The sequence below is a fragment of the Shinella sp. genome, from assembly GCF_049651085.1.
Lineage (GTDB): Bacteria > Pseudomonadota > Alphaproteobacteria > Rhizobiales > Rhizobiaceae > Shinella.
This window is the reverse complement of record NZ_JBASBL010000007.1, coordinates 182,806-205,946: the sequence shown is the minus strand read 5'-3', so window position 1 is coordinate 205,946 and position 23,141 is coordinate 182,806. Positions and strand designations below refer to the sequence as shown.

Sequence of the window (23,141 nt, the reverse complement as noted above, 5' to 3'; positions counted from 1 at the left end):
CCTGTCAGTAGCCGGTCGGCGGAAGGGGATCGTTCTCGGGCTCGGCCACGCGCATCTCGTTGCCATTGTCGGTGCCGAGGTCCTGATAGGCGCGGTAGACGAGCACGAGAAGGAAGGCGAAGAAGGAGAAGGAAATGACGATGGCCGTCAGGATCAGCGCCTGCGGCAGCGGGTTGGCGGTGAGCGTCGCCGGCACGTCATGGCCGACCGGAATGATCGGCGGCACGTCGCGCAGGATGCGCCCGTTGGTGAAGAGCAGCAGGTTCACCGCATTGCCGAGCAGCACGACGCCGAGCAGCACGCGCACCAGGAACTTCGACAGCATGAGATAGACCGCGGCGGCGAAGAAGAGCCCGATCAGGATGGCGAAGGGAAATTCCATCAGACCTCCTCCTCCGTTTCGAGCGCCAGCGCGATCGAGGTGATCGCGCCCACCACGGTAAGATAGACGCCGGTATCGAACAGCATGACGGTGGACAGCGGGATCTCGACGCCGAGGATCACCGGATAGACCCAGAGCCCCGTCATGAAGGGCACGGCGAAGAGGATGGAGACAAGCCCGGCGACACAGGCGATGAACAGACCGAAGGCCGAGATCGCCATCGGGTGGAACCACAGGGCCTTGCGCACGGCGGCAATCCCGTTGGCGATACCGAAGACCGCCAGGGCCGAGACCGCGATCAGCCCGCCGGTGAACCCGCCGCCCGGCTCGTTGTGGCCGCGCAGAAGTATGAAGATCGAGAAGAGCACCAGCAGCGCCGTCAGGAAGGGTGCGACCGTGCGGAAAATGAGCGTGTTCATGACTGCGCTCCCCTGCCGCCCTTGCGAATGCGGATGAGCGACAGCACCGCCAGCCCCGTCACCATGACGACGGCGATCTCGCCCAGCGTATCCGTGCCGCGGAAATCGACGATGATGACGTTCACCACATTGGCGCCATGGGCGATCGTCTTGGAATAGAGATTGAAGAAGTCGGTGAGCGCGGTGTCGAAGCGGCCCTGCGTGACCTTCAGGAGGTAGAGGGAGAAGCCGAGGCCGCAGGCGATGGCGATCACGATATCCGGGATCTTCTCGCGCATCGGCCTGTGGTCGCGCGGGGTCAGCTTCAGCCGCGTCATGACGAGAGTAAGGATGACGACGGAGAGCGTCTCGATCATGAACTGCACGAAGGCAAGGTCCGGCGCGCCGAAGAGCAGGAAGAGCAGCGCCACGCAGAACCCCTGGATGCCCAGTGCGGCGATGGCCATCAGGCGGGTCCTGGCCGTCAGAACCCCGGCAAGGCCGAGGACGGCGAGCGCCATCACCGCCAGTTCATGGAACGGCACATTTGCCGGCCAGACCGGCAGGCGCGGCCATTCGCCATAGATGGCGGGCGGCACGAGCAGCGCCAGCGCCACCACCGCGAAGGTCGCGGTCATGTAGATTTCCATGAGGCCCGGCTGCGTCAGGCGGCTGACGGAGGAAGCTGCCCGCACCAGCCCGCGCATCGCCTGGTCGAACCCCTTGTCCGGCCCCCAGCCGATATCCTCCACCAGCCGGTTGGCCGCCGCGCGCGCCCTGTCGAGCGACAGGAAGACGATGACGCCGAAGGCCACGGTGAGGACGGAAAGCAGCAGCGCCATGCCGACATGCGGCACCGCCGAAATGGTGACGGTTTCCGGCTTGCCGGCAATGGCGGAGGCAAGCGGAGAGGTCAGCAGCGTATGCGTCAGCGCGGAGAACAGGCCGATGAGAAGCCCCTTCACGGCAAGCAGCGCCGGTCCGATCCACAGCAGCACCGGCCCTTCATGCGCATGCTTCGGCGTCTTGACCGGCGCGCCGAGGAACGGCTTCAGCGCCACGGCGAAGGCGACGGCGAACATCAGGCCGTTGCCGATGATGGCCGCGAGCGTGAAGGCGATGGCGCGCAGACTGCCGCCGGCCAGCGCCACATAGATCTCCTCCTTGGCGAGGAAGCCGAAGAAGGGCGGAAGGCCAGCCATGGACAGCGCGGCGAGAAGCGCGGCAAGGAAGGTGATGGGCATGGCGCGGCGGAGACCGCCGAGTTTCGTGATGTCGCGCGTTCCCGCCTCGTGGTCGATGAGACCGGCGACCATGAACAGCGCCCCCTTGAAGAGCGAATGGGCGACGAGATAGAGCGCCGCCGCCGCGACCGCGTGCTCCGAGCCGAAGCCGGTCAGCATGACCAGCAGGCCGAGCGAGGCGACCGTGGTATAGGCGAGCATCAGCTTCAGGTCGGTCTGGCGGATCGCAAGCACCGCGCCCACAAGCAGCGTCAACCCGCCGAAGGCCGGAAGGATCGTTTCCCAGGCGAGCGTATCGCCCATGACAGGGTTGAGCCGCATCAACAGATAGACGCCGGCCTTCACCATGGTCGCCGAATGCAGGTAGGCGGAGACCGGCGTGGGCGCTTCCATGGCGTTCGGCAGCCAGAAATGGAACGGGAACTGCGCCGACTTGGTAAAGGCGCCGCCGAGGACGAGGAAGAGCATGGCGAGATAGAACGGGCTCGCCCGCACCTCCGCGCCGAAGGACATCAGCAGCGAGAGCTGCGTGACGCCGGTGACGTTCCACAACAGCAGCAGGCCGGCAAGCAGGAAGAGACCGCCGCCGCCCGTGACCACCAGCGCCTGCAGGGCCGCCCGGCGCGAGGCCTCGCGCGCATGGTCGAAGCCGATCAGCAGGAAGGACGTGATCGAGGTCAGCTCCCAGAAGACGAAGAGCATCAGGAAACTGTCGGAGGCGACGAGGCCGAGCATCGCGCCCATGAACATCAGGATGAAGGAGAAGAACCGCCCCTGGTGCGGATGGCCCTTCAGGTAGCCGCCGGCATAGAGCACGATCAGCGTGCCGATGCCGGAGATCAGCAGCAGGAAGGCGAGCGACAGGCCGTCGATCATCCAGGAGAAGCTGACATTGTAGGACGGCACCCAGGCATATCCCCCGGTCACGACTTCACCGCGGGAGACTTCCGCGTTGAAACCGAGGAAATGCAGGAAGATGGCGAACGGCACGAGCGCCAGCGGCCAGGCGGCGTTGTGCCCGAGAAGCCGCGTAAGGGCCGGAGCGATCAGCGCGCCGAGAAACGGCAGACAGAAGACAAGGAAGGTCAAGCCCATCGTGTCTGGTGTCATTCCTTCTCCTTCTTGCGCAAGCTTGGCCCGTCGTCCGCCACAAATTGTCAGAGCGCAGTTTCTATGTCGGTTTGTACAAGATGACCACCCTTGAACAACAAAGACGCGACGTTATCACCCACCTTTCGCCCCCGGCGTGAATTGCGAACGATGTCGATCGGGAACCCTGCATTGGCGCGCGCGCCAATTGTCTTGCCACAATTCAGGCCCTATCTATGGAGCCCACAGGAGGACGCCATGAGCGAGACGACGACATTGAAGGTCCACAAGACGAAGGAAGAATGGCGGCAGATCCTGACGCCGGAACAGTTCCGCGTCACGCGTGAACACGGCACGGAGCGCGCCTTCTCCAGCCCGGATTTCGACCTGTCCAAGAAGGGCACCTATCGCTGCATCTGCTGCAACAGGGCGCTCTACCGGTCGGAGACGAAGTACAATTCCGGCACCGGCTGGCCGAGCTTCTACGAGCCGATCGAGCCGGGCGCGGTGGCGAGCCATTCCGACCATTCCTACGGCATGACGCGCACGGAAATCCGCTGCACGGACTGCGACGCCCATCTCGGCCACGTCTTTCCGGACGGCCCGCCGCCGACGGGCCTGCGCTATTGCATGAACGGCGTGGCGCTCAGTTTCGATCCCGACTGAGCGGCCTGCCGCCTGGAAACCCTGAATTCCATGCAGGCTAGGTCCAGCCAACGGCCGAACCTGATGCCGCCGGCACGGCCGCGCGGCAACAGGTTCAGATAGAAACGACGCTGGTGAGGACCGCCGAATAGTGCACGGCCGCCGCCGTCACGACAAAGCCGTGCCAGATGGCGTTCTGGAAGCGCAGCTTTTCCCAGACATGGAAGATGACGCCGACCGAATAGAGCACGCCGCCGACGACGATCAGCGTCATCGTGGCGACCGATAGATGCGTCAGCAGCGGTCCTGCGGCAAAGACGCCGCTCCAGCCCATGCCGAGATAGATGAGGATGGCCAGCCGGTCGTAGCGGCCGGGAAAGAAGAATTTGAGCGCCACGCCCGCCGCCGCCATGCTCCAGATGAAGACGAGCATGCCGACAAGGAACGGATCCTCGATGCCGCGTTGCAGGAAGGGCGTGTAGGTGGCCGCGATCAAGACGAAGATCGCCGAATGATCGAAGCGGCGCAGATGCCATTTCACCTTCGAGACAGGCCAGAGATTGTAGGCAAAGGAGGTGGATAGCGCGAGGAGGAGGCCGACACCATAGACCCAGGCGGCCGCCAGCTGCCCACTCGTCGCCCAGACCGTGGCGTAGAAGATCAGCGCCGTCACGCCGATCAGCGCAAGGACGACGCCGACGCCATGCACGATGCCGTCGGCGATCACTTCGTAGCGGTCGTAGTTCCACTTGACGCCGTTGATTTCCACTGCCGCCGATCCTGCATTGCCCGAACGGCCATGTTGGCGTGTTTGCGGCGCGGGAGCAAGCAGCGGACGGATCACGAAAGTTTGCCGCCCGACATGGATCCTCACTGCCCCGCGATACAGGCCTCGCACAAGGCGGCGTGCGGCACGGCGGCAAGGCGCGCAGGCGAAATCGGCTTTCCGCACTTGGCGCAGATGCCGAAGGTGCCAGCGGCAATGCGGTCGAGCGCGGCGTCGATGGCGGCGAGTTCCTTGAGGCCGGTCGTGCCGAATTCCTCCAGGACCTCGTCGTTCTCGCGCTCGATGGCGCGTTCGCCGCTGTCATCGCTTTTCAGCGTGTCGAGATCCTTCTCGATCCTGTTCAAGCGGCCATGAAGCTCGCGCTTGCGGCTGTGAAGAATGTCCTTGTAGTGCGCCAGGTCCGTCACGATTTCCGTCTCCCTTCGTTTGGATATGCAGAAAGTCTAGCATCGCCCATGCCGGGCGGCATTGATCGGGAGCAAGCTCCGCGCGGCGCATCGTCAACGCAGTATTGACAGTAAATCACCAAAACACCACCTTTCATGAACGATGCTGCTCCGCCATATTCCTCCCGACAAACGGTTTCCGAGGGAAACCGAAACAGGGATCATATCATGACGGACCTAGACAGACGGACATTCCTCGGCGCAGCCGCCGCTGGCATCGTCGCAAGCAAGGCCGGCCCCACTCACGCGGAGAGCGCAACCATGAACACCAGCACCCATGCCGTCGACATGCCGGCCTTCGTCGATCATTCGCACCTGACGGTGATCGACCTGCCGATGGTATCCTCCTTCTACCAGAAGGCCATGGGCCTGTCGGTTCTGGAGAAATCCGCTTCCGGCGAGACGCTCGGCGTTGCCGGCCGGCCGCTCCTGACGCTGACGACGGGCAGCAATGCCGCGCGTGCGCCGCGCAATGCGCCGGGCCTCTTCCATACCGCCTTCCTCGTGCCGGATCGCAAGGAACTCGGCCGCTGGCTGGCCCATGCCGCACACAACAACATAGCGCTCACCGGCGCTTCGGACCACCTCGTCAGCGAGGCGATCTATCTCGACGACCCGGAAGGCAACGGCATCGAGATCTATCGCGACCGCGACCGTTCCGAATGGACCTATGTGCCGGACGGAACCGTGAAGATGGCGACGAACCGGCTGGATCTGCAGGCGCTCTACGACGAGGCGCCGAAGGACGACTGGACGGGCCAGGAAAGCGGCACAGTCATCGGCCATCTGCATTTGCAGGTTTCGGACATTCCGCAGGCCGACGCCTTCTTCCAGGACATACTCGGCCTCGACGTGATGGCGCGGTATCCGGGCGCAAGCTTCTTCGCCAGCGGTAAATACCACCACCATGTCGCGGCGAATGTCTGGAACTCGCGCGGCCAGCCGAAGCGCGAAACCGGCATGACCGGCCTTGCGGGCTACACGATCCGCTTCAACGATCCGGCACGGCTCGAAACGGCCGTGAAGAAGCTCGACGAGCTTGCCATCCCGACAACCCGCGCGGACGGCGCGATCTCGCTCGTCGATCCCTGGGGCATCAGCCTCAAGCTTTCAGCCTGAGCGTCGCGATTTCCGCCTTCTCCCTTCGGGGAGAAGGTGCCGGCCGATCGCTCTCAATCGTAGAGATAGTGCGCCGCCCATTCTTCATGCGGCACCTTGTCGCCGACCGTGTATTTGAAGGCGTTGACCTCCAGCCGGTCGTCGCTTGCCTCGCACTTGTAGGACAGGCGGAACCATTCGCCCCGGCTGCGGAACACGGCGCCCCTAGTCTTGAGGGTCGTGCCATCGAGCTTGGGATCGCCGAAGGCATAGGCGATCACCTTGTCCGGGCGAAAGCCGCCCTTTCCGTCGCTGATCCTGTCCATCGCCTCGATATCGCAGCGCTGCTCCAGCCGCTCTTCCGGCGTGAGCTTTTCGAGCTGGCCGCGTATGCGCGCGTCGATGGAAAACGCTGGCGATGCGGCGAGCGGCGCGAGCGCCAGGGTGCAAAGGGCGATTCGTAGCCTGGTTGCCGGCCGTTTCAACAATCTGCCTCCTCTTCGTGCCATCGTGACGACATCTCGTTCGGAGTAATACGCAATACCCCCATTCGGTGACAGGCTGCAACTTACCCAAGGTTACAGGCGTCATTGCCGCCCCCTCTCCTGCCGGGCCGGATTCAGGCTTGCGGGATAACAATATACGTTATATGAAAATGTATATTGTACTTGTGGAGACATTTCCGTGATCGCACACACCTTCCCGGACACCGCGCCTTCGGCTGGCCCGCAGGCCATGGCCGCACGCGCGACGGAGGTCGCCGGGCACCTGAAGACGCTTGCCCATCCCGCACGGCTGATGCTGGTCTGCTCCCTCGTCGAGGGCGAATTTTCCGTCAGCGAACTGGAACAGGCGCTCGGCATCCATCAGCCGACGCTTTCACAGCAGCTCAACGTGCTGCGCGAGGCCGGCATCGTCGAGACACGGCGGCAAGGCAAGCAGATCTTCTATCGCCTGACCGAGCAGAAGGCTGCCAGACTGGTCGGCGCGCTCCATGCCATCTTCTGCGCGGAGGAACACGCAGCATGACCACCTATCTTCCCTCCCTTCTCGGCGGCATGCTGATCGGGCTCTCCGCCTTCCTGCTGCTGGCGCTCAATGGCCGGGTTGCCGGCATCAGCGGCATTGTCGGGCGGCTCGCGCAGGGCGCGAACATCGCGGTCAATGCCAGCTTCGTCGCAGGCCTCCTCCTCGGCCCCGTGCTCTACCGCGCCCTTGCCGGCGGCTGGCCGGCGGTGACGATCACCACGCCGCTGCCCCTCATCGCCGTCGCCGGCCTTCTTGTCGGTTTCGGCACGCGCATGGGCTCGGGCTGCACCAGCGGCCACGGTATCGTCGGGCTCGCCCGGCTTTCGCCGCGCTCCTTCGCCGCCGTCGCCAGTTTCCTTCTTGCCGGCGTCGTCGCCGTCACCATTCTGAGAGGTTTCGGCCTGTGACCCGCTCCGCCCTGCAAATGCTCGCCGCGCTTGTCTGCGGCACCCTGTTCGGCCTCGGCCTTGCCCTTTCCGGCATGCTTGATCCGGCCCGTATCCAGGGGTTCCTCGACGTCACCGGCAGATGGGATCCGAGCCTTGCCTTCGTTCTCGGCGGCGCGGTCAGCGTCATGTTCCTCGGCCACCTCGCAATCCGCCGCCTGCCGCGACCGGCCTTCGCGGAGCGCTTCGACCTGACGGAAAACCGCACCATCGACCGCAGGCTTGTCCTCGGTTCGGCGCTGTTCGGGATTGGCTGGGGCCTTGGCGGCTTCTGCCCCGGTCCGGCCGTCGCAGCGCTCTCGCTCGGCATTGTCGAACCGCTTCTTTTCGTCGCCTTCATGGTGGGCGGCATGGTGGCGCATGACCGCTTTCTTGCCCGTCGCGCCGCCTGAGGCAATCGGCAAGACACCTTGATGCGGAGGGCGGGCCTCTCTATCTGTTTGATCCCGCCTATCGATTTGCCGGAGTGAAATCTTGTCCGTCTTCAAAAACCTGCCCGCCGCCCCCGTCGCCGCCAAGAAGCCGGTCTCCGACACCCGCCACGGCATCACCCGCACCGACGACTATGCGTGGTTCCGCGACGACAACTGGCAGGCGATGTTCAAGGATCCCTCCATCCTGCAGCCGGAGATCCGCGCGCATCTGGAGGCGGAAAACGCCTATATGACCGCTGCCATGGCCGATACGGAAGCCTTGCAGAAGGCTCTGTTCGCCGAGATGCGCGGGCGCATCAAGGAGGACGACAGCTCCGTACCGGTCAAGGACGGCCCCTTCGCCTACGGCACCGCCTATGTCACCGGCGGCGAGCAGCCGCGCTTCTTCCGCGAGCCCCGCGATGGCGGAACGCGCACCATCCTGCTCGACGGCGACAAGGAGGCCGCCGGCAAGGACTATTTCCGGCTTTCCGGCGTCGATCATTCCACCGACCATTCGCTGGGAATCTGGGGCTATGACGACAAGGGGTCGGAATATTTCACGCTGAAGGTGCGCGATCTTGCGACCGGCGAGGACCGCACGGATACGATCCTCAATTCCGGCGGCGACGGTGTCTGGGCGCCGGATGCCGGAAGCTTCTTCTACACCGCGCTCGACGAGAACCACCGGCCGTCGAAAATCTTCCATCACATCCTCGGCGAGCCGCAGGAAAAGGATCGCCTGGTCTATGAGGAGAAGGACGCAGGCTTCTTCCTGTCGGTCGGCGGCTCGCTGATCGACGACTTCATCTATATCGACATCCACGACCACGAGACGAGCGAGTATCGCCTGCTCCCGACCAACGATCTATTTGCCACCCCGGCCATCGTCGCCCCGCGCCAGGTGGGCCTCGAATATTCGATGACGGAGGGCGGCGACGTCTTCTACATCCTGACCAATGCCGATGGTGCCAAGGACTTCAAGATCTGCCAGACGCCGGTCATGGCGCCGAACCGGGAGAACTGGACCGAAGTCGTGCCGCATCGCCCCGGCACGCTGATCCTCAGCCACATGGCCTTTGCCCGCCACCTGATCTGGCTGGAGCGCCACGAGGGCCTGCCGCGCATCGTCGTTCGCGACCGGGAGAGCGGAGAGGAACACGCCATCGCCTTTGCGGAAGAAGCCTATTCGCTCGGCCTTTCGGGCGCGGCGGAATACGACACGGATGTCATCCGCTTCTCCTATTCCTCGATGACGACGCCCTCGCAACTCTTCGACTACAACATGGCGACGCGCGAGCGCACGCTTTTGAAGACGCAGGAAGTGCCCTCCGGCCACAACCCGGACGACTACATCACCCGCCGCGTCTTCGCTCCGGCATGGGACGGCGAGACGGTGCCGGTCACCCTGCTCTATCGCAAGGATACCGCCCTCGACGGCTCGGCCCCGTGCCTGCTCTACGGCTACGGCGCCTATGGCATCACCATCCCGGCATCCTTCAACACGAACTGCCTGTCGCTCGTCGACCGTGGCTTCGTCTATGCCATCGCCCATATCCGCGGCGGCAAGGACAAGGGCTTTGCCTGGTACGAAAACGGCAAGATGGACAGGAAGACCAATACGTTCAAGGACTTCATCGCCGCCGCTGACTATCTGAATCAGGAGAAGTTCACCTCCTACGCGAACATCGTCGCCGAGGGCGGATCGGCGGGCGGCATGCTGATGGGGGCGATTGCCAACATGGCGCCGGAAAAGTTCGGCGGCATCATCGCCGCCGTGCCCTTCGTCGACGTGCTCAACACGATGCTGGACGACACCTTGCCGCTCACCCCGCCGGAATGGCCCGAATGGGGCAACCCGATCGACAGCAAGGGCTTCTACCAGCTGATGGCCAGCTACTCGCCCTATGACAATGTCGAGGCCAAGGCTTACCCCGCCATCCTCGCCCTTTCCGGCCTCACCGACCCGCGCGTCACCTATTGGGAGCCGACCAAGTGGGTGGCCAGGCTGCGCGAGAAGACGACCGGCTCGGAACCGATCCTGCTCAAGACCAATATGGGCGCCGGCCACGGCGGCGCCTCCGGCCGCTTCCAGCGCCTGGAGGAAATCGCCTTCGAATACGCCTTCGCGATCAAGGTGGCGGGGAAGATGTAGGAGCAGCAAAGCGCTCCAAAGAAAAAGCCGGCGCATCGTTCGCGCCGGCCAAGAATCCGGTCAGAGGGTCGACCTGACCGGGATCAGCGGAATGCCCCCACGCATTCCTGCAGGTCGTTCAGCATGGCGCTCGAGCCCTTCAGGCTGGTGCGCACGTCGCCGATGCGGATGTGGTTGCCGCGTTTCAGGGCGTCGATGATCGCCCGGTCGCTGCCGAGGTCATAGGCGATCTCCTGGCTTCCATAAGCCTTGCCGACGACGTCGTAGCCTTCGCCGTCGTCGATCCAGTATTTCGCATCGCTGATGTAGCCGTCGGCATAGTCGTAGGACGTGTCCTGGAAGCCGAAGGTTACGTGGCCGTCATCGTACCAGCGGAAGGCGGCAAAGCGGCCGCCATCGCCGCGCCGGACCGCGCGGCAGTTGGAAAAGCGGCGATCATCGGAAAAGTCCGCGACGATATCCCAGCCGCTCACAGTGCGCGCGGCGCGATAGGGATCGGCATCGGAGCCGTAGCCGTCGTCATGGCTTGGCGAACTGCCCTGCGCATAGCCATCCGTCTTCGTGTCGTGGCCCGTCTCGTTCGATGCATGATCCTCGACCGGGAAGTCGCGCAGCGCATCTCGGTAGCGGTCGTAGTAGCCGAGACGGCGCACGTCGACGAACTCGAACTCGTAGTCCTCCAGCGCGCGCACCGAATTGTCGCGGAAGCGCACGAGGCCGCGAACGCGCAGGCACCCCTCGCCGCAGGCGACCTCGTCGACATATTCGCGCGCATTGTCGTCCGGTGTCTTCACCGCGATGCCGAGGCTGTGGCGGCGCTCGTCATTGATCGCGCGGAACATCAGCGACTGGGCGTAACCGCGCCGGTCCCCGTCGAAATAGTCGTAGATGGCGCGCTCTTCGCTCGGGCTGAGATCGTCCTCGCCCGCCACGTAGATGCGGCGCTCGGGAATGCTTGCCGAGGTGATGATGTTGCGCAGGCGCTCGCGCGAATAGACGGTCGAGAAGTAGGAAAGATAGTCGCAGCTCTCCGGCGGGGCCCAGAAGCTGACGTCGATCAGCACGAGCTGGCCGTCCTTGTAGAGGTCGGAGAGCCGCCGGTCGCGGTCCTTGCCGCCGAAGGCCAGCCGGCCGCAGGGATCGCGCCGGTCGTTGGCGAGTGTCACATAGGGCAGGTTGTCGAGGTCCGCGCGCTCACGCTCGCGGTCGAAGCGCTTGCCGAGAAGCTCGATCTTGCGCTCGGCGACATAGGCGAAGACGCCTTGCGGGTAGCGGCTGAGATAGCGATCATAGGCCTCGCGGTTGTCTGAGAGCGAGGCGAATTCGTAGAAGGCGATTTCCGCCTCGTCGGCCTTGGCGTCCTTCGCGCTCAGGGCGAACCTGCCGTAGTCGGCATCGCTCTGCCAGACCTCCTGCCTGCCCTTGCTGCGCTCCTTGACGATGCCGGCGACCTTGTCGAACGCCTCTTCCAGCGCAATGCCGGGAATGCTGACCGCATCGACGAAGGCCGATGCGAAGGGGCTGATCGGCGTGCCGTCATAGTCATAGGCCGTGCCGGGCGCAGAAGCGTAGGCATAGTGGATGCCGTCCGCGTTCTTCGGCTCGGCAAGGCCCTCGGGAATGTCGCGCAGCGTCAGGAACGGATTTTCGTGCGCCGCGTCGAACAGCACGACCTTGAGCCCGGTGCCGAGCTTACGCAGCGTGTCGGTCAGCTGCGAGACGGCAAGCGAGCGATTGCGCAGGCCCGTCATGGTGCGGCCGGACGCATCCGTCGGCAGCAGGTAGTTGTCGCCGTCGATCTGCACCGCATAGCCGGAGAAATAGACGAAAAGCACCGGATTCTCGACCTTTTCCGCAACCCGCGTGAAATTGTTGAGGGCCGAAAGCATGCCGAGATAGTCGACGTCGGTGGCGCGCGTCACGTCGAAATCGGCCCGCTCCAGCGCCTCGCCGACGAGGTCGACATCGTTCAGCGGGTTTTCCAGCGGCGCGGCATCCTCATATTCGGCATTGCCGATGAGGAGCGCGTAGCGTTCGGCGGCGAAGGCCGCGGGCGCTGCAAGGAGAAGGAGGAGACAGGCGGCAAGCGCCCCGACCAGTCGTTCGACTTTCCGCTGCACGATACCCTCCAAGAAAACGGTTCGAGCCAGCCGGAATGGCCAGCATGCCGAACCTGCGCGCTTCCCCGCTGAAGAAGGGAACGGACCGTCCCGCCCGCTTATTCAGACTGTGATGAAATTCCCTTCCGCGCGCGCCGCAAGAGACGACGCGAACTATCGGAAAAGATTTATTAAGTGCCCCCGGCTACCTTCGCGGACAAGACCGAAGGAAAGTGCCATGACCATTCACAGCATCGACGTCACCGGGGATATCGGCGTGGAGCACCGTGTGCTCCGCGACCGTGCCGCCATGGAAGACGTGGCTGCAGCCTGGCGAGCGCTCGATGCCCGCGCCGCCGACCCCTTTTCCTATTTCCAGAGCTATGACTGGTGCCATCGCTGGATCGGCACCTATGGCAGCGAAAGCTGCCAGCCGGAAATCCACACGCTCTGGCATGGCGCTAGGCTCGTCGCCGTCTGGCCATTGATGCTGACGGGCGGCAGGGTGAAGCGCATCGAGCCTCTGACCTCGCCGCACTGCCAGTACGCCAACGTCCTTGTCGATCCGGGTCTCGGGAAGGCAGCGGTGCAGAAGCTTCTGGCCGCCCTTGCCAACGGCAACCACGACCTGGCGCTGATCGAAGGCGTGCCGCAGGGCTCCGCCCTCGCCGCGCTGCTTGAGGACACGTCGCCGCTGTCCGGTCGCGGCAACACGGCCTCCATGCTCGACCTTTCCGGGTTCGCATCGGTCGACGACTACACGAACCGGCTCAGCAAGACCCAGCGTCGCAACCGCAACCGGCGGCGCAATGCGCTTGCGCGGCACGGCGAACTCTCCTTCGAGGTGCATTTTCCGGGCGATGCCGGCTTCGCACAGGCCCTTCCCGTCTTCATGAGCCACAAGCGCGAATGGCTACGGGAAACGGTGCGGCGCGGCCATGCCATCGCCTATCCCGAATTCGACCGCTTCCTCCACACCTTGACCGGTGACCGGGATACCCTGTCCGGCGCCTGCTTCTTCGCGCTCAAGGCCGGGGACCGCATGGTGGCCGGCGAACTCGGCTTCCTGCATCACGGCCACTACTATGCCTATCTCGGCGCCTTCGACTGGGCGTTGCGCGACGTTTCACCGGGCAAGGCGCAGATGGACATGACGGTCTGCTGGCTGATCGAACAGGGCGTGAAAACCTATGACCTGCTCGCCAATCCGACCGACTACAAGGACAGCTGGAGCAACAAGACAATCGGCCTCGAAACCTATGCGGTGCCTGTCACCCTTGTCGGCAAGGCCTATACCAACCTCTGGACGGCAGGCCTGCGACCGCCGTTGCAACGCTTCTACCGCAGCCTGCCCGACAAGGTCCGCCGCCTTGCCCAGTTCGGTCAAAGCGTCGGGCTTTTCCTGATCATCGCCTGACGAACCTTTCGTTCGGCGGCCGGAAACCCTATCTGATAGGGTGAAACAGCAACGGACGGACGATCATGAGCGGCGCAACGACGGCAGCGGCGGGCACGGCCCGCGCCATCCCCTTCGACAACAGCTATGCGCGCCTGCCGGACGCGTTCTTCTCGCCGGTCGATCCGACGCCGGTGGAAGCGCCGCGGCTGATCAAGCTCAACCGCGCGCTCGCCGAGGAGCTTGGCCTTGACGCGGATGCGCTGGAGCGGCACGGCGCGGGCTATTTCTCCGGCAACGTCCTCCTGCCCGGCTCACTGCCGCTCGCCATGGCCTATGCCGGCCACCAGTTCGGCCAGTTCGTGCCGCTGCTCGGCGACGGGCGGGCGATCCTCATCGGCGAGGTCGTCGACCGGAACGGCAGGCGGCGCGATATCCAGCTCAAGGGCTCCGGCCAGACGCCCTACTCGCGCCGCGGCGACGGGCGCGCCGCGCTCGGCCCGGTGCTGCGCGAATATATCGTCAGCGAGGCCATGCACGCGCTCGGCATCCCGACGACGCGCGCCCTGGCGGCGGTGTCCACCGGCCAGCCGGTCTATCGCGACCGCGTGCTGCCCGGCGCGGTGTTCACCCGCGTCGCCGCCAGCCATATCCGTGTCGGCACCTTCCAGTTCTTCGCCGCGCGCGGCGATACGGAGAATGTGCGGGTTCTGGCGGACCACGTCATCGAGCGGCACTATCCGGAACTGAAGGGCATCGCCCCCCCCTATCTCGCGCTGCTCGATGCGGTGGCCGACCAGCAAGCGTCGCTGATCGCCCGATGGCTCGGCGTCGGCTTCATCCACGGCGTGATGAACACCGACAACATGACGATCTCGGGCGAGACGATCGACTTCGGCCCCTGCGCCTTCATGGATCGCTACGACCCCCGCACGGTCTTTTCCTCCATCGACCGGAACGGGCGCTATGCCTTCGGCAACCAGCCGATGATCGGCCAGTGGAACATCGCGCGGCTCGCCGAAGCGATGCTCGCCATCCTCGATGAGGATCAGGACAAGGCCGTGGAGATGGCCAACGAGGCGGTCGGCCGTTTCATGGAGCGCTTCCAGGACCACTGGAAAGCCGTGATCCGCGCCAAGATCGGCCTTGGCGCGGACGAACAGGAGAGCGATCAGGCGCTGATCCGCGACCTGCTCGTCACGCTCTACGAGCAGAAGGCCGACTATACGCTGACCTTCCGCCGGCTGGCCGATGCGGCGGAGAACGACGCGACGGACGAAACGCTCGGCGCACTGCTGGAAGCCCCGGACGCGCTTTCGCCCTGGCTTGCCGTCTGGCGTGAACGGCTTTCGCAGGACAAGACCCCGCCGCAGGACCGCGCAGCGGCGATGCGCAGGGTCAACCCCGCCTTCATTCCGCGCAATCACAAGGTCGAGGAAGCCCTTGCGGCGGCCACTGATCAAGGGGATTTCTCGCTGTTCGAGGCGCTGAATGACGTGCTTGCGAACCCCTACGAGGACCAGCCGGGTTTCGCCGCCTATGCCGAACCGCCGAAGCCCGGCGAGGAAGTCACCGCCACGTTCTGCGGCACCTGACCCCGGGCCTGCCGGACGGCGCGGCAAAGTCGTGACGCCCGGCATTGAAGCGCCCCGCTTGCGCCCTAGTTTCTCCGATGTCCCTCCTTGAGCCGGACGTCATGCCGGCCCTTCCCGACCGGCATTGCTAACGGAGATCATCATGTTGCTAGCATTTACCGCCGCCGTCGTCGCCTTGATCGGATTGGTGCTGACGGGCGGAGGCGGCTGGCTGCTTTCGCTCGGCGGCAGCCCCTATTACATCGTCACCGGTATCGCCTTCCTCGTCACGGCGGTTCTTCTTTTCCGCCGTTCCGGCGCCGCGCTGTGGCTCTATGCTCTCATCGTCCTCGGCTCGCTTGCCTGGGCAGTGTGGGAAGTCGGCTTCGACTGGTGGCAGCTCGGCCCGCGCGGCGGCGTCATCGTGCTGATCGGCCTGTGGCTGATGCTGCCGGCCATCCGCCGGCCGCTGGGCTTTTCGAGCCCCACGGGCACATCCTATGCCGCATCGGCCCTGCCGCTCGCCGTGGCCACCATCATCGCCATCGCCGTTGCCGGCTATTCGATGACGCAGGACCCGCACGACATTGCCGGTGACCTGCCGGCCGACGTCGTGAACGCCACGCCCGCCCTCGGCGGCAACGTGCCGGCCGGCGAATGGCACCAGTACGGCCGCACGCAATACGGCCAGCGCTATTCGCCGCTCGATCAGGTCAACACGGACAATGTCTCGACACTGAAGGTCGCCTGGCAGTACCAGACCGGCGACGTGAAACTACCGGACGACGTGGGCGAGACCACCTATCAGGTGACGCCGCTGAAGATCGGCGACACGCTCTACGTGTGCACCCCGCACAACTGGGCAATCGCGCTCGATGCGGCGACCGGCAAGCAGAAGTGGAAATACGATTCCAATTCCGGCATGAACCCCGACCGCCAGCACCAGACCTGCCGCGGCGTGACCTACTATGCCGATCCGCTCGCCACCGCCGGCACGACCTGCGCCACGCGCGTCTACCTGCCAACCTCCGACGCCCGGCTGATCGCGCTCGACGCGGCCACCGGCGACGTGTGCACCAGCTTTGCCCAGAACGGCGTGCTGCGGCTCGAACAGGGAATGCCCTACAACCCGGCGGGTTACTACTACTCCACGTCGCCGCCCGTCATCACCGACGGCAAGATCATCATCGGCGGGGCGGTCAACGACAATTACTCGACGCAGTCGCAGTCGGGCGTCATCCGCGCCTTCGACGTCAATTCCGGCGCGCTGATATGGAACTGGGATTCCGGCAATCCGGATGTCACCACGCCACTGCCGGCGGGTCAGGTCTACACGGCCAACTCGCCGAATTCCTGGTCGGTATTCAGCTATGACGATGCCCTCGGCCTCGTCTATATCCCCCTCGGCAACCAGGTGCCCGACCAGCTCGGCATGGGCCGCAGCGAGCATGTCGAGAAGTATTCGTCCTCGATCGTCGCGCTCGACATCAAGACCGGCGCGGTACGCTGGGTGCGCCAGACCGTGCACCACGACCTCTGGGACATGGACGTTCCGGCCCAGCCGGCGCTGATCGACATTACCCGCGAGGGCGTGACCATTCCCGCCCTCGTCGGCCCGACCAAGCAGGGCGACATCTACGTGCTGGACCGGCGCACCGGCGAGCCGATCATCGAGGTCAAGGAAGTGCCCGCCCCGACCGGCGCGATCCCGGAAGACTTCACCGCGCCGACCCAGCCGGTCTCCGGCCTCACCTTCATGCCGCCGCCGCTCACGGAAAAGGACATGTGGGGCGTCAGCATGTTCGACCAGCTCGCCTGCCGCATCGACTTCCTGTCGCTGAAATACGAGGGCCGCTACACGCCGCCGTCTCTGGAAGGCACGATCGTCTATCCGGGCAATTTCGGCACATTCAACTGGGGCTCGGTGGCGGTGGATCCGGAACGGCAGATCATGTTCGGCATGCCGACCTACCTCGCCTTCACCTCCCGGCTTGTGCCGCGTGACCAGATCCCGCCGAAGGGACAGGACGAGAAGGGTTCCGAACAGGGCCTCAACCGCAATGAGGGCGCGCCCTATGGCGTCTTCATGGGGCCGTTCCTCGGACCGCTCGGCATCCCCTGCCAGGCGCCGCCGTGGGGCTATGTCGCCGGGGCAAACCTTGCGACGGGCGATATCGCCTACAAGCACAAGAACGGCACCGTCATGGACATGACGCCGTTGCCGCTGCCCTTCAAGGTCGGCGTGCCCGGCATCGGCGGCCCGATGATCACCAAGGGCGGCCTCGCCTTCCTCGGCGCGGCCGTCGACAACTACCTGCGCGCCTATGACGTGACCAACGGCCGCCAGCTCTGGGAAGCCCGGCTTCCCGCCGGCGGACAGGCAACGCCGATGACCTACACGGTCGGCGACAAGCAATATGTGCTGATGGTCGCGGGCGGCCACGGCTCCGTCGGCACCAAGCCGGGCGATTATATCATCGCCTATACGCTTCCATAGGGAGCCTGAACCGGGTCGCGCGGCAAGCACGCCGCGCGGCCTCCCCATCCCCGAGGCGACGCAGCAGCAGGCGCGTTGCTGCCCCCTTCGTCAGGCCCATCTTCGCAGGCGGCAATATCGCCGGCGCGGCTTGCCTCCCCGCCTCGCTCCTCCCATTATCCCGCCTTGCCCATCCTCCCAGGGAGATTCGCCTTGAAAGACGACTGGCGGCTGATCGCCGCGCCGGTGAAGATCATCCTTGGCAACTACTGGCGCTCCTCGCGCGGCCTCCTGGCGCTCGTCGCGGTCATCGTCTTCCTGTCGGCGATCTCGGCCGTCGCCGCGCCCTATCTCTTCTCGCGGCTGATCGACGCCATGACAGCCGACCGATTCGCCGAGACGCTGGCCCTCGGCCTCGTCGTCTATGCCCTGCTCATCGGCATGGCGGCGGCGATGCAGCACATGGTGCAGTACCTCTCCTACATGAGCGCGGAAAACCTCAGCTTCATCGCCAGCACCAGCCTGTTCGAACGGCTGCTCAGGAAGCACGCCGGCTTCTTCGTCGAGCACAATCCCGCCGAGATCGAAGGCGCGCGGCGGCGCGGCCAGGGCGCGCTGATGACGCTCGTGCAGCTCGGCCTCGTCGTCTTCATCCCCGGCGCCACGCAGATCGTGCTCGCCCTCCTCATGCTGGGCGCGACGATCAATCTGGAGGTCGTGCTGATCGTCTTCGCCTATGGCTGTGGCTTCATCGCCCTCACCGCGATCGCCAACCACCGCACGCGCCGCTACCTGGATGCGGCCATCGAGGCCGGACAGGCAAACGCCAAGTTCGTCGGTAACGCCATGACGGCGATGGAGACGCTGCGCCATTTCGGCAGCCACCACTGGATGCAGGCGCGCTTTGCCGAAAAGGCCCGCGAGGAACGTGACAACTGGGCCGCCTTCTGCCGCCGCCGCATCGGATATTCGTCGGTGCTCGGGGCGGGCCTTGTCCTGCAGTTCGTCGTTACCTTCCTCCTGCTCCTGCCGCGCTACCGGGCGGGCGATCTCAGCGTCGGCGACGTGGTGCTGTTCAACACGCTGCTGCTCCAGCTCAACATGCCCTTCGAGATGATCGGCCATGCGCTCGACGACGTGGTGCGGGCACGCGCCTCGCTGCTGCCGCTCGCCCGCATCTGGGCCGCGCCCGAGGAGCCCGATGCCGCGACGCCCGGCGGATTTTCAGCCCGGGAAGGCCGACTCGCCTTTGAAGGCGTCTCCTACGCCCATGAGAACGGCCGCGGGATCGAGGACGTCAGCTTCGCCGCCGAACGGGGCCGGATCACCTATCTCGTCGGCGAGACCGGCTCGGGCAAGTCCACGCTCCTGCGCCTCGCGCTGAAATCGCTCAGCCCCGCCGCCGGCCGGATCGCCGTCGACGGCGTCGATCTCCAGGCCGTTTCGCAACGCGACTGGTACGCCGCCGTCGGCATCGTGCCGCAGGAGCCGACGCTGCTCAACGAAACGCTCGCCGTCAACATCGTGCTCGGCCGCGCCATCGACCGTGACCGGCTGCGGCGGGCGGCCGAGAAGGCAGCGATCCTCGCCTTCATCGAGGACCTGCCGGAGGGCTTCGAGACGCTGGTGGGCGAGCGCGGCATGAAGCTCTCGGGCGGCGAGCGTCAGCGCATCGCCATTGCCCGCGCGCTCTATGCCGATCCGCAATTCCTCTTCCTCGACGAGGCGAGCTCGGCGCTGGACGAGGCCACGGAGGCCGGCATCATGCAGCATATCCGCGGGCTTGCCGGCGAGGTGACGATCCTTGCCGTAACCCATCGCAAGAGCGTGATCGCCCCGTCCGACCATGTCCTGCGCCTTGCCGCCGGGCGCGTCGAAAGCGAGACCTGAACACCCGCAAGTCTCGCAAAAGCTGCAACCGCTAATGGTGCCTGCAAGCGATTTCAGGAGCCATTTTGATGAAGATCGACGGCAGCATGCTTTCCGCTTATGCGCTCGGCCGGCAGCGCCCCGCCACCGGCGACAACAGCCTTTCGGGCGGCCTCGGCAGCGGCGGCGGCTCTTCGGCGCGCAACATCCCGACCATCGGACCCGCCGCCGCCATGCCGTCCGGCCTTGCCAACGCGCTCTGGCTGAACGCGGCCAAGCTGGAAAAGGCCGAGAGCGAGAGTGACAGCCTGCTCGCCGACTTCATGGAGCTTTCGAAAATGTCGCCGCTCGAGCGGCTACGCAAGGAACTGCTCGAGGCGATGGGGCTTACCGAGGAGAGCCTTGCGCAACTGCCGCCCGAACAGCGCAAGGAGATCGAGGAAGAGATCGCCCGCACCATCAAGGAACGGCTCGGCATCGACGGCACGGAACAGGCCGGCGGTACGGAAGGGCAATCCGACGCCGGCCGGCAGGAAGCGAAGGCCTGACCAGCCTTCGCTTCATTTCCTTCTCCCGGCTGCCCGGACGGGGGCGATGAAAAACCCGATTGACAAACGGCGCGAAAGGGAGAATATCGCGCCCATGATCAAGCACACGCACATCGCCGCGACGTATTTTTGGCTGTTCCGATAGGGAGCGGCTGATTGATCATGTCAACAAGCCGCCGTCAGGCGGCTTTGTTGTTTCCAGGCACCTGATGGCAGAAAACCGAAGGAGCCTGAAATGCAAAATACCGTCATCAAACTCGATCCACACGCCGCCGACCGCCCGCCGATGCTGAACATCCGCGCCGCACGTCCGGGCGATTTGCAGCAGATTCTCGACATGATCGCGCTGCACGCCGAATGCCACGGCGACACGGCGAATATCTCGGCCGTCAATCTCGACCGCGACCTCTTCGGCGCCAGCCCCTGGATCACCGCACTCGTCGCCGAGACCGGCGGCCGGCTGATCGGCTACGCTCTTCTCGTGCCCCTGTACCGCGCGCTTGAAGGCCTGCGCGGCATGGAACTGCACCAGATCTTCGTGCGCGACGGTCATCGCGGCCACGGCGTCGGCCATCACCTCGTTGCGCGCGCCCGCGAACATGCCCGCATCGCTGGCTGCGGCTACCTTTCGGTGAGCGCTGCAACGGGTAATTTCGGCGCGCACCGCTTCTACGAGCAGCTGAATTTCCGGGCCGGCCCCGTGACCGGCATGCGCTACGTTCAGGCTCTCGGCTGAGGGATGCCGCAATGGCGCGGCGCCCGACCTTTCGGCTCCAGGTCGGGCGTTTCGTCGCAGTGCGCCCGTCAGCGGGCGGGAATGGCCTTCAGATAGGCCGCGATCGCCTCGCGGTCCTCCTTCGGCAATTGCGCCATGTTCTTCTGCACGGAAACCATCGAGCCGCCGACGCTGTCGAATTCCGGGGTAAAGCCTGTTTCCAGATAGCTGACGATATCGCCCGCGCTCCAGCTGCCGAAACCGCCTTCCTTGGGCGTGATGTTGGGGATGCGCCCCTCGCCTTCAGGATTCGGCCCGCCGGCGAGCCACTGGTCGGTCTTCAGCCCGCCGAGCATGTCGCGCGGGGTGTGACACTCGCCGCAGTGCCCCGGGCCTTCGACCAGGTACTGGCCACGCCTGACCACGTCGTCGGCATCATTGGCCAGTTCGACGCCCGGCTCCTCATCGAGATACAGCAGCTTCCAGCCGCCGAGCGCCTGGCGGATGTTGTACGGGAACGGCAGCTCATGCCCGGGCGCGACATTCGCGCTCGCCGGCAGCGTCTTCAGGTAACCATACAGGTCACCCACGTCCTTCACCGTCATGCGCGCATAGGAGGCGTAGGGGAAGGACGGGTAGAGATGTTCGCCATTCCTGCCGGTGCCGCGCTGCATCGCATCGCCGAATTCGGCCAGCGTCCAAGCTCCGATGCCCGCCGTCTCGTCTGGCGAAATATTCGGCACATGGAAGGTCCCGAACGGGCTCTTGAGCGCAAGCCCGCCGGCCAGAACCAGCTTCTGGTCGTCCGTTGACCCCGGCGCGGCATGGCAGCTCGCGCAGCCGCCGGCATGGAAAATGCGCTCGCCGTTTGCAAGGTCGGGTTCGCCCGCCGCGGCCCAGGTCTCCGCCGGCAGCCGTTCGGGCGCCGTGACGAGGAGGAACGCGCCCGCGCCGATCGCGCCGAGCACGACGATGCCGCCTAGAATCTTCTTAAATGCCATGAGCCCTTGCCTCGCGCTGCGGCGTCCAAACATGAAGGCACCATCCCGGCGACGGGCGTCGGGACGGTGCGCTTGCTGTGGGGGTGGTTCGGCTTACCGCGATCAATTCTTGACGCGGTAAACCTCATGACAGCCGCCGCAACTGGGGCTGATCGTGCCGAGTGCCGCGCCGACTGCGGCCTGGTCCGCCGGCATGCCGGCGAGCACGGTTTCGGCGTCCGCGCCGAACTTGAGAGACTTAGCCTTGAAGTCGTCCATCGACTCCCAGATCGCCGCTTTCGCTTCCGTCTCGCTACCTGCCTCGGAACCGACCGGGAACTGGTCCGGGAAGGCCTTCGCCACTTCGCTCATCGTGGTCAGCGATGCCTTGACGATCTCCGCATCGTAAGGCTTTTCACCCTTGGCGATGCCTGCAAGCGCGCCCATGGCGCCGCCCACCTTCTTCATCATTTCCTGGCGGACGACCTGCGGCTCGTCCGCAGCCACGACGGCACCCGCGCCAAGCGCCGCAAGTGCGGCCGCTACAGCCAAAGTCCTGAATTTCATCGACAACTCCCTTTCCAGGCGGCCGGTTGATTCCGTGCCACCGGTTTTACGATGCGGGGGCATGATGGCATTTTGGCAAGTCGATGAAAGTAAAATTTTTTTGAAACCGGACTGTCGGCCTCACAAACCGCCCCAGCCCCGCCATACGGTAAACACCGCGATCGCGACGAGCAGCACGCCTGCGGCGCGGCCGATGAAGCGGGTGGCGGCGGGACTGCCGACAAGGGCGTCGCGGCTGCGGGCTGCGGCCAGCGCCAGCCCGCCATAGACGGCAAGCTGCGTGATCCAGATCAGCAGCAGCATGACCAGCGCCTGCCGCCAGAGCGGCCCGAATTCCGGCCGCAGGAACTGCGGGAATACGGCGAGCATGAAGAGATAGGCCTTCGGGTTCATCAGGCTGGTCAGCGCGCCCTGCCGGAACCGCGTCAGGAGCCCGCGCCGATCGATGCTGTCCACCGCATCGACCACGATGGAGCTGCGGAACAGCTGCCAGCCGATGAAGGCGACATAGGCCGCGCCGATCACCAGCAGGGCATTGAAGAGACCGGGCGCGAAATGCAGCAGCATGCCGACGCCGAGTGCGGCATAGAGCGTGTGCACCAGCCCGCCGGCCATGATGCCGAAGGTGGCCGAAAGCCCGGCCTTGCGGCCGCCGGACAGGGAACTGGCCAGCACGAAGACCATATCCATGCCCGGCACGACGATGATGCCGGAGACGAGCAGGAAGAAGAGCCAGAGGTTTTCGCTGTAGGTCATGTCAGTTGGCCATTGTTTTCTCTCGCGCC

22 protein-coding genes are annotated in these 23,141 nt (G+C 65.1%); 12 read left to right on the top strand and 10 right to left on the bottom strand.

What is annotated here, in order from left to right; genetic code table 11:
* Positions 1–4: 4 nt before the first annotated feature.
* Genes WA950_RS04265 through WA950_RS04255 form a run of 3 tightly spaced genes read right to left on the bottom strand, consistent with a single transcriptional unit; the run spans position 5 to position 3,134 of the window.
* Positions 5–382 (bottom strand): Na+/H+ antiporter subunit C, encoded by a 378-nt coding sequence (locus WA950_RS04265; protein WP_424550434.1) that lies wholly within the window; start codon positions 380–382, stop codon positions 5–7.
* Positions 382–801, bottom strand: a complete 420-nt coding sequence (locus WA950_RS04260; RefSeq protein WP_424550433.1) for a Na(+)/H(+) antiporter subunit B — start codon at positions 799–801, stop codon at positions 382–384. The genes WA950_RS04265 and WA950_RS04260 overlap by 1 nt, the downstream gene beginning before the upstream one ends.
* Positions 798–3,134 (bottom strand): putative monovalent cation/H+ antiporter subunit A, encoded by a 2,337-nt coding sequence (locus WA950_RS04255; protein WP_424550432.1) that lies wholly within the window; start codon positions 3,132–3,134, stop codon positions 798–800. Before WA950_RS04255 ends, WA950_RS04260 begins: the two co-directional genes overlap by 4 nt.
* Before the next feature lie 237 nt (positions 3,135–3,371).
* Here WA950_RS04255 and msrB point away from each other — a divergent pair, with 237 nt between their 5' ends.
* Positions 3,372–3,779, top strand: coding sequence for a peptide-methionine (R)-S-oxide reductase MsrB (gene msrB / locus WA950_RS04250; RefSeq protein ID WP_424550431.1), 408 nt, complete (start codon positions 3,372–3,374; stop codon positions 3,777–3,779).
* Positions 3,780–3,873: 94 nt separating this feature from the next.
* Here the strand turns inward: msrB and trhA are convergent, their stop codons facing one another.
* Together trhA and WA950_RS04240 are read right to left on the bottom strand one after the other, a co-directional pair.
* A complete protein-coding gene (gene trhA, locus WA950_RS04245; protein ID WP_424550430.1) occupies positions 3,874–4,527 on the bottom strand; it encodes a PAQR family membrane homeostasis protein TrhA in 654 nt (217 codons plus the stop codon).
* 101 nt (positions 4,528–4,628) lie between these two features.
* Positions 4,629–4,952, bottom strand: a complete 324-nt coding sequence (locus WA950_RS04240) for a TraR/DksA family transcriptional regulator (RefSeq protein ID WP_424550429.1) — start codon at positions 4,950–4,952, stop codon at positions 4,629–4,631.
* 300 nt (positions 4,953–5,252) lie between these two features.
* Between WA950_RS04240 and WA950_RS04235 the strand changes: the two genes are divergently transcribed.
* Entirely contained in the window at positions 5,253–6,110 is an 858-nt protein-coding gene (locus WA950_RS04235; RefSeq protein WP_424550428.1) for a VOC family protein, read from the top strand.
* Positions 6,111–6,163: 53 nt separating this feature from the next.
* Here the strand turns inward: WA950_RS04235 and WA950_RS04230 are convergent, their stop codons facing one another.
* Complete coding sequence (locus WA950_RS04230) at positions 6,164–6,574, bottom strand: DUF930 domain-containing protein (protein ID WP_424550427.1); 411 nt, start codon at positions 6,572–6,574, stop codon at positions 6,164–6,166.
* A 250-nt stretch (positions 6,575–6,824) separates the two neighbouring features.
* Here WA950_RS04230 and bigR point away from each other — a divergent pair, with 250 nt between their 5' ends.
* From bigR to WA950_RS04210, 4 genes are all read left to right on the top strand, one after another.
* Positions 6,825–7,118, top strand: a complete 294-nt coding sequence (bigR, locus tag WA950_RS04225; RefSeq protein WP_424550540.1) for a sulfite-sensing transcriptional repressor BigR — start codon at positions 6,825–6,827, stop codon at positions 7,116–7,118.
* Positions 7,115–7,525, top strand: a complete 411-nt coding sequence (locus tag WA950_RS04220; RefSeq protein WP_424550426.1) for a YeeE/YedE family protein — start codon at positions 7,115–7,117, stop codon at positions 7,523–7,525. Before bigR ends, WA950_RS04220 begins: the two co-directional genes overlap by 4 nt.
* Positions 7,522–7,956: a DUF6691 family protein gene (locus WA950_RS04215; RefSeq protein ID WP_424550425.1), complete on the top strand. Its 435-nt coding sequence runs from the start codon at positions 7,522–7,524 to the stop codon at positions 7,954–7,956. Before WA950_RS04220 ends, WA950_RS04215 begins: the two co-directional genes overlap by 4 nt.
* 82 nt (positions 7,957–8,038) lie before the next feature.
* Positions 8,039–10,132, top strand: coding sequence for a S9 family peptidase (locus WA950_RS04210; protein ID WP_424550424.1), 2,094 nt, complete (start codon positions 8,039–8,041; stop codon positions 10,130–10,132).
* A gap of 83 nt (positions 10,133–10,215) precedes the next feature.
* On the opposite strand, the gene WA950_RS04205 is transcribed toward WA950_RS04210, so the two are convergent.
* Positions 10,216–12,252, bottom strand: a complete 2,037-nt coding sequence (locus tag WA950_RS04205) for a caspase family protein (protein WP_424550423.1) — start codon at positions 12,250–12,252, stop codon at positions 10,216–10,218.
* A gap of 217 nt (positions 12,253–12,469) precedes the next feature.
* On the opposite strand from WA950_RS04205, the gene WA950_RS04200 reads away from it, so the two are divergent.
* The 6 genes from WA950_RS04200 to WA950_RS04175 all read left to right on the top strand — a co-directional run bounded on the left by WA950_RS04200 (position 12,470) and on the right by WA950_RS04175 (position 20,830).
* The gene (locus tag WA950_RS04200; protein ID WP_424550422.1) at positions 12,470–13,648 is read left to right on the top strand and encodes a GNAT family N-acetyltransferase; all 1,179 of its coding nucleotides are present in this window, start codon (positions 12,470–12,472) and stop codon (positions 13,646–13,648) included.
* A 65-nt stretch (positions 13,649–13,713) separates the two neighbouring features.
* Positions 13,714–15,222, top strand: coding sequence for a protein adenylyltransferase SelO (locus WA950_RS04195; protein ID WP_424550421.1), 1,509 nt, complete (start codon positions 13,714–13,716; stop codon positions 15,220–15,222).
* Positions 15,223–15,364: 142 nt separating this feature from the next.
* Positions 15,365–17,698, top strand: coding sequence for a glucose/quinate/shikimate family membrane-bound PQQ-dependent dehydrogenase (locus tag WA950_RS04190; RefSeq protein ID WP_424550420.1), 2,334 nt, complete (start codon positions 15,365–15,367; stop codon positions 17,696–17,698).
* A gap of 192 nt (positions 17,699–17,890) precedes the next feature.
* Entirely contained in the window at positions 17,891–19,567 is a 1,677-nt protein-coding gene (locus WA950_RS04185; protein WP_424550419.1) for an ABC transporter ATP-binding protein, read from the top strand.
* Positions 19,568–19,635: 68 nt separating this feature from the next.
* Positions 19,636–20,094 carry a hypothetical protein gene (locus WA950_RS04180; RefSeq protein WP_424550418.1) on the top strand — a complete coding sequence of 153 codons (459 nt, stop codon included), beginning with the start codon at positions 19,636–19,638 and terminating at the stop codon, positions 20,092–20,094.
* 235 nt (positions 20,095–20,329) lie between these two features.
* Complete coding sequence (locus WA950_RS04175; protein WP_424550417.1) at positions 20,330–20,830, top strand: N-acetyltransferase family protein; 501 nt, start codon at positions 20,330–20,332, stop codon at positions 20,828–20,830.
* A gap of 68 nt (positions 20,831–20,898) precedes the next feature.
* On the opposite strand, the gene WA950_RS04170 is transcribed toward WA950_RS04175, so the two are convergent.
* The 3 genes from WA950_RS04170 to WA950_RS04160 all read right to left on the bottom strand — a co-directional run bounded on the left by WA950_RS04170 (position 20,899) and on the right by WA950_RS04160 (position 23,112).
* Positions 20,899–21,810 (bottom strand): c-type cytochrome, encoded by a 912-nt coding sequence (locus WA950_RS04170; RefSeq protein ID WP_424550416.1) that lies wholly within the window; start codon positions 21,808–21,810, stop codon positions 20,899–20,901.
* Between the two features lie 102 nt (positions 21,811–21,912).
* Positions 21,913–22,356, bottom strand: coding sequence for a c-type cytochrome (locus tag WA950_RS04165; protein ID WP_424550415.1), 444 nt, complete (start codon positions 22,354–22,356; stop codon positions 21,913–21,915).
* 120 nt (positions 22,357–22,476) lie between these two features.
* Positions 22,477–23,112 carry a LysE family translocator gene (locus WA950_RS04160; protein ID WP_424550414.1) on the bottom strand — a complete coding sequence of 212 codons (636 nt, stop codon included), beginning with the start codon at positions 23,110–23,112 and terminating at the stop codon, positions 22,477–22,479.
* Positions 23,113–23,141 lie beyond the last annotated feature (29 nt).

Excerpts from the sequence above, each read along its gene's own strand:
- WA950_RS04265 (WP_424550434.1), bottom strand. The coding sequence starts at position 382 with ATGGAATTTCCCTTCGCCATCCTGATCGGGCTCTTCTTCGCCGCCGCG.
- WA950_RS04260 (WP_424550433.1), bottom strand. The coding sequence starts at position 801 with ATGAACACGCTCATTTTCCGCACGGTCGCACCCTTCCTGACGGCGCTG.
- WA950_RS04255 (WP_424550432.1), bottom strand. The coding sequence starts at position 3,134 with ATGACACCAGACACGATGGGCTTGACCTTCCTTGTCTTCTGTCTGCCG.
- msrB (WP_424550431.1), top strand. The coding sequence starts at position 3,372 with ATGAGCGAGACGACGACATTGAAGGTCCACAAGACGAAGGAAGAATGG.
- WA950_RS04235 (WP_424550428.1), top strand. The coding sequence starts at position 5,253 with ATGAACACCAGCACCCATGCCGTCGACATGCCGGCCTTCGTCGATCAT.
- bigR (WP_424550540.1), top strand. The coding sequence starts at position 6,825 with ATGGCCGCACGCGCGACGGAGGTCGCCGGGCACCTGAAGACGCTTGCC.
- WA950_RS04220 (WP_424550426.1), top strand. The coding sequence starts at position 7,115 with ATGACCACCTATCTTCCCTCCCTTCTCGGCGGCATGCTGATCGGGCTC.
- WA950_RS04200 (WP_424550422.1), top strand. The coding sequence starts at position 12,470 with ATGACCATTCACAGCATCGACGTCACCGGGGATATCGGCGTGGAGCAC.
- WA950_RS04195 (WP_424550421.1), top strand. The coding sequence starts at position 13,714 with ATGAGCGGCGCAACGACGGCAGCGGCGGGCACGGCCCGCGCCATCCCC.
- WA950_RS04190 (WP_424550420.1), top strand. The coding sequence starts at position 15,365 with ATGTTGCTAGCATTTACCGCCGCCGTCGTCGCCTTGATCGGATTGGTG.
- WA950_RS04180 (WP_424550418.1), top strand. The coding sequence starts at position 19,636 with ATGAAGATCGACGGCAGCATGCTTTCCGCTTATGCGCTCGGCCGGCAG.
- WA950_RS04175 (WP_424550417.1), top strand. The coding sequence starts at position 20,330 with ATGCAAAATACCGTCATCAAACTCGATCCACACGCCGCCGACCGCCCG.
- WA950_RS04170 (WP_424550416.1), bottom strand. The coding sequence starts at position 21,810 with ATGGCATTTAAGAAGATTCTAGGCGGCATCGTCGTGCTCGGCGCGATC.
- WA950_RS04165 (WP_424550415.1), bottom strand. The coding sequence starts at position 22,356 with ATGAAATTCAGGACTTTGGCTGTAGCGGCCGCACTTGCGGCGCTTGGC.
- WA950_RS04160 (WP_424550414.1), bottom strand. The coding sequence starts at position 23,112 with ATGACCTACAGCGAAAACCTCTGGCTCTTCTTCCTGCTCGTCTCCGGC.